The organism is Microbispora sp. NPDC004025 (assembly GCF_053604425.1).
The window spans coordinates 141,055-157,715 of sequence record NZ_JBSGHN010000015.1 but is presented as its reverse complement, the minus strand read 5'-3'; the positions used below and the strand labels follow the sequence as shown (position 1 = coordinate 157,715).

Annotated in this window: 13 protein-coding genes; 4 read left to right on the top strand and 9 right to left on the bottom strand. The window is 69.7% G+C overall.

The window, feature by feature from the left end:
• Position 1 precedes the first annotated feature (1 nt).
• Positions 2-1,513 carry a serine/threonine-protein kinase gene (locus ACWEQG_RS31175; protein WP_452290187.1) on the bottom strand — a complete coding sequence of 504 codons (1,512 nt, stop codon included), beginning with the start codon at positions 1,511-1,513 and terminating at the stop codon, positions 2-4.
• A 21-nt stretch (positions 1,514-1,534) separates the two neighbouring features.
• Here ACWEQG_RS31175 and ACWEQG_RS31170 point away from each other — a divergent pair, with 21 nt between their 5' ends.
• Both ACWEQG_RS31170 and ACWEQG_RS31165 read left to right on the top strand, forming a co-directional pair.
• Entirely contained in the window at positions 1,535-1,732 is a 198-nt protein-coding gene (locus tag ACWEQG_RS31170; protein ID WP_452290185.1) for a hypothetical protein, read from the top strand.
• Positions 1,733-1,860: 128 nt separating this feature from the next.
• Positions 1,861-2,184: a DUF1330 domain-containing protein gene (locus ACWEQG_RS31165; RefSeq protein WP_363461178.1), complete on the top strand. Its 324-nt coding sequence runs from the start codon at positions 1,861-1,863 to the stop codon at positions 2,182-2,184.
• A gap of 63 nt (positions 2,185-2,247) precedes the next feature.
• Here the strand turns inward: ACWEQG_RS31165 and ACWEQG_RS31160 are convergent, their stop codons facing one another.
• The 5 genes from ACWEQG_RS31160 to ACWEQG_RS31140 form a co-directional block, all read right to left on the bottom strand.
• On the bottom strand, positions 2,248-5,178 hold the full coding sequence (locus tag ACWEQG_RS31160) for a glycoside hydrolase family 3 C-terminal domain-containing protein (protein ID WP_452290183.1): 2,931 nt from the start codon (positions 5,176-5,178) through the stop codon (positions 2,248-2,250).
• Positions 5,179-5,219: 41 nt separating this feature from the next.
• Positions 5,220-6,059, bottom strand: coding sequence for a carbohydrate ABC transporter permease (locus ACWEQG_RS31155; protein WP_452290181.1), 840 nt, complete (start codon positions 6,057-6,059; stop codon positions 5,220-5,222).
• The gene (locus tag ACWEQG_RS31150; RefSeq protein ID WP_452290179.1) at positions 6,056-6,958 is read right to left on the bottom strand and encodes a carbohydrate ABC transporter permease; all 903 of its coding nucleotides are present in this window, start codon (positions 6,956-6,958) and stop codon (positions 6,056-6,058) included. The genes ACWEQG_RS31155 and ACWEQG_RS31150 overlap by 4 nt, the downstream gene beginning before the upstream one ends.
• Positions 6,959-7,030: 72 nt before the next feature.
• Positions 7,031-8,350, bottom strand: coding sequence for an ABC transporter substrate-binding protein (locus tag ACWEQG_RS31145; RefSeq protein ID WP_452290177.1), 1,320 nt, complete (start codon positions 8,348-8,350; stop codon positions 7,031-7,033).
• Between the two features lie 22 nt (positions 8,351-8,372).
• Positions 8,373-10,637 carry a TIM-barrel domain-containing protein gene (locus ACWEQG_RS31140; RefSeq protein WP_452290175.1) on the bottom strand — a complete coding sequence of 755 codons (2,265 nt, stop codon included), beginning with the start codon at positions 10,635-10,637 and terminating at the stop codon, positions 8,373-8,375.
• 176 nt (positions 10,638-10,813) lie between these two features.
• Between ACWEQG_RS31140 and ACWEQG_RS31135 the strand changes: the two genes are divergently transcribed.
• Both ACWEQG_RS31135 and ACWEQG_RS31130 read left to right on the top strand, forming a co-directional pair.
• A complete protein-coding gene (locus tag ACWEQG_RS31135) occupies positions 10,814-11,050 on the top strand; it encodes a hypothetical protein (protein WP_452290173.1) in 237 nt (78 codons plus the stop codon).
• Positions 11,051-11,130: 80 nt separating this feature from the next.
• Entirely contained in the window at positions 11,131-11,979 is an 849-nt protein-coding gene (locus tag ACWEQG_RS31130) for a hypothetical protein (protein WP_452290171.1), read from the top strand.
• Positions 11,980-12,054: 75 nt separating this feature from the next.
• Here ACWEQG_RS31130 and ACWEQG_RS31125 read toward each other — a convergent pair whose 3' ends face one another.
• From ACWEQG_RS31125 to ACWEQG_RS31115, 3 genes are all read right to left on the bottom strand, one after another.
• Positions 12,055-13,146 (bottom strand): glycoside hydrolase family 53 protein, encoded by a 1,092-nt coding sequence (locus ACWEQG_RS31125; protein WP_363461162.1) that lies wholly within the window; start codon positions 13,144-13,146, stop codon positions 12,055-12,057.
• 89 nt (positions 13,147-13,235) lie between these two features.
• Complete coding sequence (locus ACWEQG_RS31120) at positions 13,236-14,378, bottom strand: glycoside hydrolase family 53 protein (RefSeq protein WP_452290169.1); 1,143 nt, start codon at positions 14,376-14,378, stop codon at positions 13,236-13,238.
• A gap of 103 nt (positions 14,379-14,481) precedes the next feature.
• The gene (locus ACWEQG_RS31115) at positions 14,482-16,482 is read right to left on the bottom strand and encodes a beta-galactosidase (RefSeq protein ID WP_452290167.1); all 2,001 of its coding nucleotides are present in this window, start codon (positions 16,480-16,482) and stop codon (positions 14,482-14,484) included.
• Positions 16,483-16,661: the final 179 nt, after the last annotated feature.

The following is a 16,661-nucleotide window of genomic DNA, read 5'->3' as shown; positions in this document are numbered from 1 at the left end:
GCTAGGCCAGCCCTCTCAGGCCCTCGGCCGCCGACGCCGCCGCCGCGACCGCCCGGTCGCGCAGGTCGGCGGGCGACTTCGCGTCGAGGTCGGCGTACTGGAGCCGGGCCACGAGGTCGCCGAGCCTGAAGTACACGACCGTGGCCTGCGCCTTGCCCTCCGGCGTGGTGAGGTCCACCGCGAACGCCTCGTCGGCCGCCTCCGGCACGTCCCTGGCGGCCGACTCGATGGCCTGGCTCCTGCGGTCGAGGCCGATCTCGTACCAGATCCAGTCGCGGTCGCGCGGGCCCGACGCGTACTGCCTGCGCAGTCCCTCCAGCAGCGTGTGCGCGGAGGCCGTGTCGAGCGCCCACGGCTCGGGGGTGTCGGAGTCGGTCTCCGCGCTCAGCGCGATGCCGGCGCCCGTGACGGCCCACTGGCAGCTCGCCTCCCCCGGCCGCGCCTGCGCCGGGGCGCCCAGGATGCGCCGCACCTGGTCGGCCGACAGCGACCGGCACAGGTCCACGGCACGCTCGAAGGCGGGTGAGACCCGGCGGGCGGAATCGGCCGGCGGCTCGCTCCGCAGCGACCGCACCGTGAGGGGAATCGCGGCGGCCACCACGACGGCGGCCGCGGCGCCGATCCACCACCACGCCCGTCGGCGGCGCGGCGGGGGCTCGACCCGGATGCCCGGCCCGTGGTCCACGGACGGCGTGCCGCCGGCGGCGACCTGGCGCAGCAGCGTGAGCGCGGTCGCCGCGTCCGGACGGCCGGCCGGGTCGCGCGCCATCATCCACGCCAGCACCGGGCCGAGCGGCCCCGCGAGCACCGGCGGACGGGCGGCCTGGGTGAGGGTCGCCCGGATGGCCTCGGCACGCGGGCCCTGGTACGGGGCGACGCCTTCGACGGCCGTGTAGAGGGTGGCGGCGAGCGACCACAGGTCGGCGGCCGGGCCGCCGGGCTCGCCCGCGAGCCGTTCCGGCGCGATGAACCCGGGCGAGCCGACCAGCAGCCCGGCCTCGGTGATCGACGCCTGGCCGGCCTGGCGGGCGATGCCGAAATCCGTGAGCAGCACCCGGCCGTCGGCGCAGAGGAAGACGTTGCCCGGCTTGACGTCGCGGTGCTGCACGCCCCCGGCGTGCGTGGCCGACAACGCGTCGAGCAGGCGGGCGCCGAGGTCCGCCACCTGCCGGTACGGCAGCGGTCCGTACGCCGCGATCTGCCGGGCGAGGTCGTGGCCGTGGAGCAGTTCCATGACGATCCACGGCCTGCCGTCCTGGAGGAGCACGTCGTGGAGGGCGACGATCCCGGGATGCCGGACGCGCGCGGTGACCTCGGCCTCGCGCATGACCCTGGCGATCAGCTCGGCCCGCTCCCGCTCGCCGAGGCCGTCCGGGAGGCGAAGCTCCTTGATCGCCACCTCGCGGTCGAGCACGGAGTCCCTCGCCAGCCACACCGTGCCCATGCCGCCGGAGCCCAGCGGGCGCAGGAGGTGGTATCGCGAGGCCAGCGTCCCCCTCAGCGATTCGGCCATATGGGGGAGAATAGCGAAAGTGTGATTGATCGCCCGCCGAAACCCGGCGTCGCGACCCCGTGGCGGGTCCACATCGCCGGCCTGTCCGGCCGCCGGGTCCGGCTCTTCGCCGAGTTCACCGAGTTCGCCCAGATCACCGAGTTCGCCCAGTTCACCGAGTTCGCCCAGTTCACCGCGACCGCCGGCATGTGCCGGCTCGTCCACGTCACCTCTGGCTGACCGGCACGGGACGCCGGTTACCTCACAGGTCATCGTCTTCGTTACCCGTTCGCGGGATGCTCGAGACCTCGGGAGGACGCGCCCCACCGGCGCCCCGCATCCGGCCACACAGGATCACTGGAGGAACCATGACTGCCTACGCCGTCGCCCAGCTCCGCGACGTCAACCTGGGCGAGGACATCGTGGAGTACCTGCGGCGCATCGACGCCACGCTGGAGCCGTTCGGCGGCCGTTTCATCATCCACGGCGGCGAGCCCGAGCTGCTGGAGGGCACCTGGACGCAGACCCTCATCGTCATCGAGTTCCCCGACCTCGGCAGGGCGAGGGCGTGGTACCGGTCGCCCGCCTACCAGGAGATCCTTCCGCTGCGCACCCGCAACTCCTCCGGCGACGCCGTGCTGATCGAGGGCGTGGACGACGACCACAAGGCGACGGACGTGCTGGCGGGCTGACCGGCCCGGTGACGGGGAACGCCCCGCGCAGGCACGCGGGGCGTCCGCCGTCCTCAGGGGACCTCAGCTCAGAGTGAGGTCCCTGATCCGGAGATCACCGGTGAAGACGAGGTAGACGTCCTTCACGCCGTTCGCGCCGGACACGGGCGCGGACGCGCCGGCCCAGTTGTAGATCCCGCCGGTCGCGGCGACCGGGATCGTGGCCACCTTGGCGCCGGTCGGCGAGCCGAGGCGCACCTCGATCGTCCCGCCGCTCGCCGAGGCGACCCCGGCCGTGACCTTCCTGGAGTTGCGGAGCTGGACGTCCTTGAACGCGATCCAGCCGCCGTTCGCGCCCGCCACGGCGTCGCCGCGCTCCTTTGTCTCGTCGACCAGGTGGACGCCCGAGTAGTCGTCGAAGTCGACCGCCCGGGTGGTCTTCGACAGATCGCGGTGGGGGATGTTCTCGCCCTGCACGTTGATCGTCGCCCGCTGCCGGATGTTCGCCGAGGACGACCCCACGAGCACGTCGTGGGTGGCGTTCTCGACGGTCCACTTGTTCCGCGTGACGTCCCACAGCGCGAGGTCGCTCTTTGCGACGCTGAAGGCGACCGTCCTGGTCTGACCCGGCGCCAGCGTCACCCGCTGGAACGCGCGAAGCTGCTTGACCGGCTGCTTCACCCGCGAGCGGTGCTGGTGCGTGTAGAGCTGCACGACCTCGTCGCCGGCCCGGGAGCCGGTGTTGGTCACCTTCACCGAGACCTCGTACGCGTCGCCCTTCCGCACCGCCTTGAGGCCCTGGTAGGCGAACGACGTGTACGACAGGCCGTAGCCGAACGGGTAGAGCGGCCGGCCCTGGTAGTACAGGTACGTCCGGTCCTTCTTGACGATGTCGTAGTCGAGGATGCCCGGCAGCTCGTCCGCGGAGCGGTACCACGTCTGGGTGAGCCGGCCGGCCGGGTTGACGTCGCCGTACAGCACGTCGGCGAGGGCGTGCCCGGTCTCGGCGCCCGCGTGGGAGGTCCACAGGATGGCCGGGACGTTGTCCTGCGCCCAGTTGATCGTCGTCGGGTAGCTGTTCTCCAGCACCACCACCGTGTTCGGGTTGGCGGCCTTCACGGCCTTGACCAGCGCCTCCTGGCCCTCGGCGAGGTTCATGTCGGTGCGGTCGTGGGCCTCGCGGCCGTTGATGAACGGCATGCTGCCGACCACCACGACCGCCACGTCGGCGGCCTTGGCCTTGGCGACGGCGTCCTCGGCTCCGCTGGAGACGACCTCCTTGGCGTAGTGCGTGGCCTGGTCGGCGGAGGTCAGGCTCAGCGTGCCGTCGGCCGCCGCCTTGACGTACGGGTCCGAGCCGAACCAGCTCTCGGTCGTCTCGTAGCCGGCGTACCGCAGCAGGTACGTGCCGTCGGCCTGCCGCTCCAGCTTGAACTGCTCCTGCACGAACCAGCCGGACGGCTGGTCGGCGGTGTTGGCCAGCGTGGACCAGTTGGCCCGGCTGACGTACTTCCCGTTGGCGACGCTGCGCAGTGTCAGCACGCCCTGGCCCCAGTCGAACGCGTCGAACTGCTCGGTGGCGCCGGCCGAGGTCGCGCTCTCCTTCAGGTCGCCGCCGGCCGCGGGGGCGCTGATGTACCTGCCGGTGGCGACGTTCTTCAGCGCGATGCGGTCGACACCCTCGGAGGACGTCACCGAGGCCGCCCGCGCCTTGATCCCGTCGAGCGGGGTCACCTTGTACGGCAGGCCGCCCGAGTACCAGTCGGTGTAGAGCACGTCGGCCAGCGGGCCGACCACGGCGACCTTCTTGCCGGGCTTCAGCGGCAGCGCGCCGCCGGAGTTCTTCAGCAGCACCATCGCCTTGGCCGCGGTCTCGCGGGCCAGCTTCTGGTTCGCCGGGCTGTTGACCACGTCCTTGGTGATCTTCGCGTACGGCCCGCCGTCGGGGTCGAACTCGCCGAGCCGGAACCGGACGCTGAGCTGGTGCCGCACGGCGTCGTCCACGTCCGACTGGCTGAGCAGGCCCTTCGACAGCGCCTCCTTGACGGACGCGACCGTCGGGCCGCCGTTGGTGTCGTCCACGGTGAAGCTGTCGAGGCCCGCCTTGATCAGCGCGGCGGCGGCCTCGGGCTGGGTCGCGTAGTACTTCTCGGTCTGCACGAGGTTGTTCGGCGCCCAGGCGTCGGAGACGTTGAACAGCGTCCGCTCCGTCCAGGAGCGGACCACGTCGTCCAGATCGGGGTTGACCGTGTTCGGCCGGCCGTTCACGAGGTTGTACGACGCCATCACGCCGGTCGCCGCGTCGGCCTCGATGGCCGGCTTGAAGGCCGCCTCGTCGTACTCGTGCTTCACCCGCGGCGGCAGCTCCGACGACGTGGTGTCGCGGTTGACCTCGTTGTTGTTGGCCAGGTAGTGCTTCAGCGTGGGCGCCGTCTTCAGGTGGTCGGGGTCGTCGCCCGTCAGGCCCGAGCCGTACGCGGTGGAGATGGCGCCGGTCAGCAGCGGGTCCTCGGAGTAGCCCTCCTCGTTGCGTCCCCAGCGGGGGTCGCGCAGCAGGTTGACCACGGGCGCCCAGAGGTTGAGCCCCCACACGGTGGGGTTCTCGGCGTGGTAGCCGCGGGCCTCGTCGCCGACGGCGGAGCCGACCCGCTTGATCAGGGCGGGGTCCCAGGTGCTGGCCAGGCCGACCGCCTGGGGGAAGACGGTGCCCTTGGCGGTGACCACGGCGCCGTTGTTGGTGTAGTCCGTCGACCAGGCGACGCCGTGCAGCGCCTCGGTGCCCGTCTTGAACATCTTGATGCCCAGACGGTCGATCGCGGGGGCGTACTGGTGCAGCATCGCGACCTTCTCGTCCAGCGTGAGCCGGCCGAGCAGATCGTCGACGCGCTGGGCGAGCGGCAGCGACGGGTTCCGGAACGGATAGTCGTCGGCCGCCCTCGCGGGGCCGGCGCCCAGGCTCAGTGCCAGAGCCAGGGCGGCCGACGCGGACAGCATCGCCGAACGGCGATGGGACATTGCGCCTCCAGGTCAGGTAGTGACGCGTTACTTGGGGGGTGTTACTTGATGGCGCCGACCGTGACGCCACGGGTCAGCGTGCGCTGGAAGATCAGGAAGAAGGCCACGGCCGGGACGATGCCGAGCAGCGCCGACGCGCTGGACATGGTGGCGTCCATCATCTTCTCGCCCTGCAGGACGCCCAGGGCGACCGGCACGGTCTGGTTGTCGTTGGCGATGAGGAACACCATCGGCAGGAAGAACTCGTTCCACGTCCAGATGAAGAAGAAGATGAGCAGCACCGAGAGGGTCGGGCGGCTGATGGGCACGACGATGCGCCACAGCATCCGCCATCTGCTCGCCCCGTCGATCTCGGCCGCCTCCAGGATCCCCCGGGGGAACTGCCCGAGCACCGACGAGAGCAGGTAGGTCCCGAAGGCCGCCTGGATCACCGTGAAGATCAGGATGACGGCGAGCTTCGAGTCGTACAGCCCCACCTCCTTGGACAGGTAGTAGAGCGGGTAGACCAGCGCCTCCTGCGGCAGCGTGTTGGCGACCAGGAACAGCACGAGGATCCACAGCCGGCCGCGGACCTTGCCGATCCCCAGCGCGTACGCGTTGAGCACCGACAGCACCACGGCGGCGACCGCGACGACACCGCTGATCAGCAGGCTGTTCCACAGCTTCAGGCCGAAGTCGACGCGGTCCCAGAAGGCGACGATCCCGTCCAGGTAGAGCCCGTGGGGCAGGCTCAGCGGGCCGTCCGAGGAGTATTCGGCCGGGGACTTGAACGCGTTGAGCGTGACGATGACGAACGGGAAGAGCATCACGACCGCGAGCACGACCAGCGCCGCGAGCACGGCCCATCGTCCCGGCTGGCGGATGGTGCGATCGGGGGTCACGACTCACTCTCCTGGTCACGCTCCTGGACCCGCAGGAAGAGGAAGGTCACCACGACGATGATCAGGGCGAGCACGGTCGCGATCGCCGAGCCGTACCCGACGTTGACCTTCTGGAAGAAGTTCAGATAGGAGAAGTACGACGGCACCATGGTCGCGGAGCCGGGCCCTCCCCTGGTCAGCACGAAGATCGGCCCGAACACCTTCAGCGCCGCGATCGTGCAGGTCAGCAGCACCACGAAGATCTCCGGCCGGATCTGCGCGATCGTGATGTGCCAGAACCTGCGCCACCACGAGGCGCCGTCGATCTCGGCCGCCTCGTACAGCGAGGGGTCGACCCGCTGGAGCCCGGCCATGAAGATGACGACCGGATATCCGAGCTGGAACCACACCATGATCGCCATGACCGTCGCCAGCGCGAAATCGGGGTCGCCCAGCCAGTTGACCTTCAGCCCGAAGATCTGGTTGACCGCGCCGTACGACGGGTGGAGCATCCAGCCCCAGACCACGCCGGCCACCGCGACGGGCAGCACCTGCGGCAGGTAGAACGCCGCGCGCAGGGCCGAGGCCGTACGCCCGCCGAACCGCTTGGCGATGTAGTCGAACAGCGCGGCGGCGAGCACCAGGCCGATGATCGTGGGCACCACGGCCATCGCGACGATCAGCGCGACGTTGTGCTGGAAGGAGGCCCAGAAACGCTCGTCCTTGAACAGCTTGGTGTAGTTGTCGAGCCCGATCCACTTGGGAGTGCCGACGCCGGACCAGCGGGTGAAGCTCGTCGCGAGGTTCATCAGGAACGGGACGACGATGATCGCGAGGAACAGCACCAGGCTCGGAACCAGATAGAGCCAGTAGCCGCCCCTCCCGCGCGGGCGGGCGGTACCCGCGCCGGGTGGTGCCATGTGCGGAGCCTTTCGAGAAGGGGGTCCGGCGGCGGAGGCCGGTCAGGCAGCCCCGCCGCCGGAGTCGGGGGCTTACTCGGCGATGTCGGCCAGGTTGTCGTTGTACGGCTGGGCGATCTCGTCCAGGACCTCCTCGGGCTTCTTGCTGCCGTTGATCAGTTCCTGCACGCCGGCGACGAGCACGTCGTAGTAGCCGGGGGCCGGCCAGTCAGGGTAGAAAGCCAGGCCGTCCTGCGTCGAGAGCTTGTTGAAGTTCTCGATCAGCTCCTTGTTCTGCGCGTCGGTGATCGCGGTGGGGTCGGCCGCGACCGGGACGCCGCCCGAGTTGCCGAGCAGATTCTGGATCTCCTTCTTCATCGTGATGTCGATGAAGTCGTAGGCGAGGTCCTTGTTCTCGGACTTCTCGGGCACGACCCACAGGTTGCCGCTGGAGCCTGGGGCGAACTGGCCGGGCCACAGGAACGAGCCCCACTTGAAGTCCTTGATCTCCTCCTGCATGCGGCCGAACCACCAGCTGCCCGACACCATGATCGGGTACTTGCCGCCGATGAACGCCACGCCCATGTCCTCGGCCTTCATGCCGGCCGAGTCCTTGCCGATGTATCCCTTCTTCACCCAGTCGGAGAAGGTCTGCGCGGCGTAGGTGAACTCGGGGCCGTGGAAGTCGACCTTGCCCTTGTAGAGCTCGAAGGAGTCGATCCAGGCGCGGTTGGCCTTGTTCAGCGCGAGCAGGTAGAACAGCTGCTGGGCGGGGTACTCGGCGCCCGCCGTCGCGATCGGCGTGGTGCCCTTCTTCGCGAACGCGTCGAGCGCGGCGGTGAACTCGTCGAAGCTGGCAGGCACCTTGACGCCCGCCTTCTCGAACATGTCCTTGTTGTAGTAGACCATCACGTACTCGCCGTAGTTCGGCACCCCGAACCACTTGCCCGAGCCCATGATGCCCCGCTCGTCATATCTGGCGGTGGTCTGCAGCGACGGGCTGAGCAGCTTGTCCCAGCCGCGCTTGGTGGCCTCCTCCGACAGGTCGGTGAGCAGGCCCTGCTTGGACAGCTGACCGGCGGTCGCGTTGCCCTTGTTGTACTCCATGATGTCGGGCGCCTCGTCGGAGTTGAGGACCATCGACGCCGTCTTCTGGATCTGCTCGAAGCCCTTCTCCTCGAACTTCACCTTGACGCCGGGGTGGCTCGCCTCGAAATCCTTGATCGCCTGAGCCCAGGCGGTGCCCATGGCGCTGTTGCCGGTCTCGTAGTGCCAGAGGGTGAGGGTCCTGCCCTCCGCGGAGCCGCCGCCGCTGCCGCTATTGGAATCGTCAGAGGATCCACCGCACGCGCCGAGCGCCAGCGCGGCCGCGGCCAGTGCCGCCACCGTCGCGCTCCTGCCTACTCTGAACATGGTCTTTCTCCAGGGGGTTTCTCTAGTTGATGACGACCGGGACGCCGGGGCCCGCGAACTCGACGCCGTCGATCTGCTTGGGGCCCTCGGCGGTGACGACCAGCCGGTCGCCGTCCCTCACCGCCGTGACCGTCGTGTCCCCGTCCAGGTCCCTGATCGTCGTACGGCTCTCGCGCTCCGGCACGCCGAAGGCGAGCAGCGAGACCCGGGGCTCGTCGGCCACCGTGTCGCCCGGCTCGGTGACCGGGATCAGCGAGCCGTGCCGTACGAACAGGGGGATCTGGTCGAGCGGCGGCGACACCGTGACGTAACGCCCGCCGTCCACGGCCTCGCCGGTCCAGTAGTCCACCCACACCCCCGAGGGCAGGTAGACCTTCCTGGTGCCGTCGGCGGAGGTCATCGGGGCGACGAGCAGGTCGGTGCCGAGAAGGTACTGCAGGTCCGCCTGCCAGGCCACCGGGTCGTCGGGGTGGTCGACGCACAGCGCGCGCAGCATCGGCGCGCCCGTCTCGGCCGCGGTGACGGCCGCCGAGTAGATGTACGGCATGAGCCGGTACCGCAGCCGCAGGGCCTCGACGGCGGCCTGCTCCGCGTGCGCCGGGAACTCCCAGGGCTCCCGGGTGGTCGTGCCGTGGAACCGTACGAGCGGGGACAGCGCGGCGAACTGCGACCAGCGGATGTAGAGGTCCGGGCTGGGCGTGCCGGTGAAGCCGCCCGCGTCGTGGCTCCAGAAGGGGACGCCGGACAGGCCGTGCGACAGCCCGCCCCTGATCGTGCTGCCCATCGCGGAATAGGTCGTGTCGACGTCGCCGCTCCACTGGGCCGAGTGGCGCTGGCCGCCGAGGTAGGACGAGCGGGCCCAGACCAGCTCGTGCCCGTTCACCTCGCGGGTCACCTCCGCCACGATGTCGTTGAACAGCAGCGTGTAGACGTTGTGCAGCTCGGTGCCGGTCATGCCGTTGAAGGCCACGGCGTCGGCGGGGACCCCCTCGGCGAAGTCGGTCTTGAACGCCGCCACGCCCTCACGCAGGCGGTCGCGCAGCAGGCCCTTGAACCACTCGACCGCCTCGGGGTTGGTGAAGTCGACGATGCCGCAGGCCGGGTAGGAGCCGTGCCAGGTGTCGGCGACGTAGGTCTCGCCGTCGCGTGTCCTGAGGAAGTAGCCCCTCTCGGAGGCCTCGGCGAAGGCCGGGCTGAGGTGCGAGATGTAGGAGTTCATCCACAGGCAGACCTTGAAGCCCTGCTCCTTGAGCGTGGCGAGCATGCCCGCCGGGTCGGGGAACGTCTCCGGGTCCCACTGGAGGTCGGACCAGTGCCCGTCCGCCTGCCAGTAGCAGTCGAGGTGGAGCACGTCGCAGGGGATCCCCCGGTCCCTGATCTTCCTGGCGCGCTCCAGCACGCGCTCCTGGCTGTCGCGGAAGAAGCCCGAGGAGATCCAGGTGCCGAACGCCCACTTCGGCGGCAGCTGCGGCCGGCAGGTCAGCCGGTCGAACCGGTCCAGGACCTCCGCCGGGGCCGGTCCCGCGATGACGTAGTAGTCGATGAGGTCGTCGGGCACGATGATCTGCACGGCGCTGTGCGTGGACTGGCACACGTCGAACTCGACCGGCGTGCCGCTGTCGACGCAGATGCCGTATCCCCTGCTGGACAGGTAGAAGGGCACGTTCTTGTACGCGCGCTGCGACTCGGCGCCGAAGGCGTCGAAGTTCCACATGAGCGGGCGCTGGCCGCGCTTGTCGAGCGGCGTGAACGACTCGCCGAAGCCGCCGAACGCCTCGTCGGAGGGGGCCACGAACGTGTCGTGGTAGGCGACGGGGACGCCGTCCACGGCCGAGCGGCCGAACGGCAGCGTGCGCAGCCGGCCGCTGATGTCGGGGTGACCCGGGTCCTGCTCCACTAGAGTCCGGCCGGCCCGGTCGGTGAAGCGCAGGTTCCAGGGGTGCAGCCGCACCTCGGCACGCAGCGATCCGGCGTCGACGATCACGCGGCTGTGGCTCGCCTCCACGACGGCCTCGCCGTACTCGCCGGGGGTGACCATGGAGATCGCGCGGGCGGACCGGGTGCGCGCGTCGGGATCCTCCGACAGGCGCACCCGGATCACCCCCTCGCCCGCGACCGTGATCTGCACGACGAGCGTCTCCTCGGCCGAGGTGGAGCCCTTGAGCGTCACGCCCCGGCCGTCGGAGGCCACCACCTCCGCGCTGGTCAGCGCGGACAGGCCCGCCTCGCCCGGCTCGCGCACCGGAAGCTCGGGAGGATCCGCCACGAAGAACTCGCGCGCGATCAATGGGGGACGGTACGGCATTGCGGCACTCCATCGGCTCATCCGGCGATTGTGGAGTTAGTTTGCCGTCCATCCCAACAAAGGTCAATGGTTCAAAGTGGCTCCGGATTTGTCCAAATTATTCCGATTAATGCCGGTTTGAGGTAATGTGACCGCAATCCCCCGACAAGGTAGGTGAGATGGACAGGTTCGTGCATGTGATGCCGCTCGACGACGTAATCGACCACGAGGGCAACCCCGAGTGCGTATGCGGCCCCGGAGGCCAGCCGGTCACAGCCGCCGACCTCGGCGAGCCGATTCCGTACACGGACCGCGACACGGTCGCGCTCGGCTGGTCCCGCCCCGCGGTCGGCGTCATCTACCAGCACCACGCACTCAGCCCCTGCCGCGAATGGGAAGCCATCCCCGAGCCCTGAGGGCCTTTGATAGCCGTCAATCGCCGCCATTTCTGCGAACTATGTGTAACTGACCGACAACATTCAGTAATGTCGCGGCCATGCCCGGTATTGATCACGAGATGCCACTCGAACTCATCCGCAACCGGCCGGAGACGGCGGTCGAGCTGCTGCGTCGCGCGCCGGGGGCCGACGTCCCCCCTTACGCCGCCGCTCACGTGGAGACGGTCGACTGCACCCAGGCGCCGATCGAGTTCCGCGCCGATTCGGTCGTGGTGCTGCGAGACGAGACCGGAGCGGCACTGATGGCCGTCATCGTGGAGGTTCAGCTCGGCCGGGACTACGGCAAGCGCTTCAGCTGGCCGGTCTACGTCACGACACTGCGGTCCCAGCACAAGTGCGACACCGCGCTGCTGGTCATCTGCCCGGATCGGTCGATGGCCCGCTGGTGCGAGAGGACGATCCGGCTGGGCCCGAACGGCGCCATCACGCCGCTGGTGATCGACCCCGGCCGCATGCCCCTGATCACCGACCCCGACCAGGCCCGCGCCTGCCCGGAACTCGCCGTCCTCTCGGCCGTGGCACACCCCGATGAGTCCGACAACGAGATGGTGCTGGCGGCGATGCTGGCAGGGCTGGCGACATTGAATGAGGATCGCGCCAGAGTATATTTGAGCTACGTGATCAGCTCGCTACGGGATGTGACGGTCAAGCGTCTGGAGGAGATGGTGACCACCATTCAGGACTTCGACTACCTCGGCGAGAAGTACTTCTCCCACTGGAAGGACCAGGGCCGCGCGGAGGCGCTTCTCATCATGCTCGACGCCCGCGGCCTGGAGATCTCCGACGTCGCGCGCGAGCGGATCCAGCGGTGTGAGGACACGAATCAACTGGAGGCTTGGGTCCGTAAGGCCGCCGTCATCACCTCGGCCGACGAACTGTTCGATTGATGGCGGCCTGGCCTGTGGGGGCGGGCGGGCCGCCCGGGGTGCACCCCGCGAGACGGCCCGCTCGGTTTCAGGCGGTCATGGGGTCCATCTGACGTTCGGGTTGATGTGGCCGGTCCAGTCGAAGACGGCCATGTTGTCCCAGCCGTCGCCGGTGCCGTTGATGTTCGCCGGGTCCCAGCCGTTCCCGGGCACGGCGTACCACGTCGGCTCCCAGTAGAAGACGCCGACGGCGCCCGCGTTGCGGGCCGTGCTCTGCACCGCCGCGAACTCGGCGCCCTGTCCCTGCCAGGTGAGGCCGTACCCCGGGCAGCCCGACGTGACCGAGTTGCCCTCCCAGTCGGCGTTGTCGGGAGTGAACGGGTAGGCCGTCTCGGCGATGACGACCGGCTTGCCGTAGCGGGACCGCATGTCCGAGATCACGCTGGACAGGTTGGACAGTGTGCCGTGCCACATGCAGTAGTACGACAGGCCGGTGATGTCCCAGGGGACGCCCTTGGCCCGGATGCCGTCGTAGAACCAGCGGGCGTGCGCGTCGCTGTCGGCGTTCGCGGTGTGGATGATCACCTGAGTGCCGGAGTTGCAGGCCTTGGTCGCGTTGTAGCCGGCCTTGAGCAGCAGGCTCAGGTTCGTGAAGTCGTTGTTCACGACCTTGCCGTCGTTCCACAGCATGCCGACGTTGATCTCGTTGCCGATCTGCACGCTGTCGGGGGTCGTGCCCTGGGCCTTGAGGCTGGAGCACACGTCGTAGGTGTAGTTGTAGACGTCGGTCTGCAACTGGCCGATGCCGTGGCTCGCCCACGCGGCGGGCTTGTACTGCTTGCCGGGGTCCGCCCAGGTGTCGGAGTAGTGGAAGTCGATCATCAGCTTCAGGCCCTTGGCCTTGACCGTCCTGGCGTACTGGAGGACCTTCGCCTTGTTGTTGTAGCCGCTGGCCGGGTTGTTCCAGATCCGCAGGCGGACGTAGTTGACGCCGACGCCCTTGAGGATGTCGAGCGGGTCCTTCTGGCCGCCGCTCGCGTCGTAGTACTTCGCGCCCAGGTCGAGGGAGCGCTGCACGGAGGACACGTCGGCTCCGAGCATGGTCAGTGTGCCGGCGGCGTGCGCCGGTTGCGCGGCGGGGAGCACCGCGGCGGCGCACACGACCAGCGCCGCCAGGATCTTTCTCATGGTTCCTCCGGTCAGGAGAGGATGGGTGGACACCCCCGAACCCCCGCCGTCACGAGGTCAGGTCGCCACGGCGAGGGACGCTTCGATACTCACCGGCGGGCGAACTCCCGCAGCGCGGGCAGCGCCCGGTCGTCGAAGCCGAACAGCGCCTGGTTCTCCCAGGCGTTGCCGGACGACGGGTCGGCGGGATCCCAGCCGTTGCCCTTCACCCCCGTCCAGGTGGCCTCCCACCAGAAGGCCCCCAGGCCGAGTCCGCCGGGCACCGCCCGCACGATGTCCGTCAGGTCGCGGGCGAACGCCGCCTGACCCGCGGGGGTCGCCGGATACCCGGGGTACGGCTCGGCGGAGGTGACGATGTTCTCCCAGCCGTCGTCGTCGGCCGTCGTGAAGGGATAGGCGGTCTCCACCACCACGACCGGCTTGCCGTACCGTGCGGCGACGTCGTTCAGGTTGGCCTGGAACGCGGCGAGGGTGCCGTGCCAGAACGGGTAGTACGACAGGCCGATCACGTCGTAGCGGACGCCGTAGGACGCGGCGGTGTCGAACCACCACCGGTAGAGGCCGTTGTCGCCGCCGTCCGCAAGGTGCAGCACGACCTTGGTCCTGGCGGACACCGCCTTGACCGCGTCGTACCCCGCGCCCAGCAGGGCGGCCATCCCCGGCCAGTCGTCCCAGCGGCCGTCCGGCCACAGCAGGCCGCCGTTGATCTCGTTGCCGACCTGCACCATGTCGGCCGTCGTGCCCTGCGCCTTCAGCGCGCTCAGCACGTCGTAGGTGTGGTCGTACACCGCCTGTTTCAGTTCCGCCAAGGACAGCGAGGACCAGGCGGCGGGCTTGTTCTGTTTGCCGGGGTCGGCCCAGGAGTCGGAGTAGTGGAAGTCGACCAGCAGGCCCATGCCGTGCGCCTTGGCCCGCTTCGCGATCGCGAGCACCTGGCTCTTGGTGTTGTAGCCGTCGGCGGGGTTCACCCACACCTTGAGCCGGATGTAGTCGACCCCGCTGTGCCGCAGGATCGCCAGCGCGTCGCCCCGCCGCCCGTTCGCGTAGCGGTACGTCCCGCCCAGCGCCTCGGACTTGGCGAGGCTCGACACGTCGGCGCCCCTGATCGCGAGGTGGGGTGGTGGGCCGCCGGGCTTCGGGCCGCCGCCGGACGGTGCCGCGGCCCCTGCCGGGGCGGCGGTGGTGAACAGCGCGGCCATCGCGCACAGCAGGGCCGCCAGGAATCGAGCCATGTGATCCTCCGGTCAGGAGAGGACGAGCCGTGTTCCCCCGTGTTCGATTGTGCGGGCCCCGGCGCCGCGTCACCGGCCAGGTGCGGCACGGCGCCGGGGAGTCTCAGGAGGTGTGGACGACCACGACGCCTCCGGCGGGCACCGCCGCCGAGCCGTCGTACGCGGCGCCGTCGAGCACTCCCGTGCCGGTCACCCCGGTCACGGTGACCGGCGCGTCCCCGTGGTTGATGAGGAACAGGTGGTCGCCCCGCCGTACGAGCTCCAGCGTGTCGGGCAGGCCGCGCGGCCGGGACACGCCGGCGCCGTCGAGCACCCGGCCGAGGAGTCCGCGCAGGCCGGACCCGGCGTCCAGGGCGGTGGACACGTACCACGCGGTGCCCGCGCCCAGGTCGTGCCGGGTCACGGCGGGGTGCCCGGCGTCGGGCCCGTCGGCGAACTCGTGCACGGCCCGCGCCCCCGCGAGCCGTACGCGCTCGGACCAGATCCGGCCGGTCGCCCCGGGCCCGGCTGACTCCGAGGGCTCCACCGTCACGGTCTCGTGCTCGCGGAGCGGGTGGAACTCCTCGACGGCCACCCCGAGCACCTCGCGCAGCGCCCCGGGGTAGGGCCCCGCGTGGATGGTGTCGTTCTCGTCCACGATCCCGGAGAAGTAGGAGACCAGCAGGTGCCCGCCGGCCTCCACGTAGCGGTGCAGGTTCTTCGCCGGCGCCTCGCCGAGCAGATAGGAACTCGGCGCGACGACCAGCCGGTACGGCGACAGGTCGGCCGACGGGTGGACGAAGTCGACGGTGACGTGCTCCCGCCACAACGCCTCGTAATAGGCCTCGACGCGCTCCCGGAAGCGCAGGTCGGCCGAGGGCCGCCACTCGAACTCGAGTGCCCAGTAGGACTCCCAGTCCCACACCACGGCGACCTCGGCCGTCACCCGCGAGCCCCTCACCCCGGCGAGTTCGCGCAGGTCCGCGCCGAGTGCCAGCACCTCGCGCCACATCTGCGAGTCGGTCCCGGCGTGCGGCACCATCGCCGAGTGGAACTTCTCCGCGCCGTGACGGGAGGCGCGCCACTGGAAGAACATCGCCGAGTCGGAACCGCGCGCCACGTGGGCGAGGGTGTTGCGGCGCATCTCCCCCGGCCGTTTGGCGAGGTTGCGCGGCTGCCAGTTGACCGCGCCCGTCGAGTGCTCCATCAGCATCCAGGGGCGGCCTCCGGCCACCGAGCGGGTGAGGTCGGCGGCCATGGCCAGCTCGATGTGCGGGTCGGCCCGCCCCGAGTCGAGGTAGTGGTCGTTGGCCACCACGTCGACCTCCGCCGCCCACCGCCAGTAGTCCATGGGCTTGCAGTTGGGGATCATGAAGTTGGTCGTGACCGGCAGGTCGCCGAACCGGCGGATCGTGTCCCGCTCCCTGCGGAAACAGGCGATGTGGGTGTCGACGGAGAACCGCATGAAGTCGAGCTGGAGCCCGGTGAGCAGGCCCACCGGCGCGGCCACGGGCGGCTCGACCTCCTCGAACGAGCCGTAGGTCAGCCCCCAGAAGGTCGTGCCCCAGGCGGCGTTGAGCGCGCCCACGTCGCCGTACCTGTCCCTCAGCCAGGCGCGGAACGCCTCGGCCGACGTCGGGCAGTAGCAGTGGGCGTTGGCCCAGCCGTACTCGTTGTGCACGTGCCACATGGCCACGGCGGGGTGGCCGGCGTACCGCCGGGCCAGGGCGGTGACGATCCGCTCGGACGCGGCGGCGTAGTCGGGCGAGCTCGGGCAGAAGCTGTGGCGTGAGCCACCGCCGAGCACGTGGCCCTCCCGGTCCACCAGGCGGCTGCCGGGGTAGCGGCGGCGGAACCACGTGGGCGGCGACGAGGTGGGGGTGGCGAGGTCGGCGTACACGCCGGCCGAGTGGAGCAGGTCGAGGATCCGGTCGAGCCGGGAGAAGTCGTACTCGCCCTCCTCCGGTTCGATGAGTCCCCAGTTGAAGACCCCCACGGTGACCAGGTTCACCCCGGCCTCCCGCATCAGGCGGACGTCCTCCCGCCATACGTCCTCCGGCCACTGCTCGGGGTTGTAGTCCCCGCCGTAGGCGAGGCCCTCGGGCAGGACGGGATATCCGGGCACGTCTCCCCCTCGATTCTGCTTCTGTGAACGTGCACAGTAACGCACAGCCGCCCAGGCGTGAAGGTGTGAGTGATTTGCGCTGATAGGGACGGACCGTTAACAACCGGGTAACGGCCATTGACAGCACATGAGCGAACTTCCACTCTGTGAACGCTCCCAGAACGTCTCATCATCCCTTC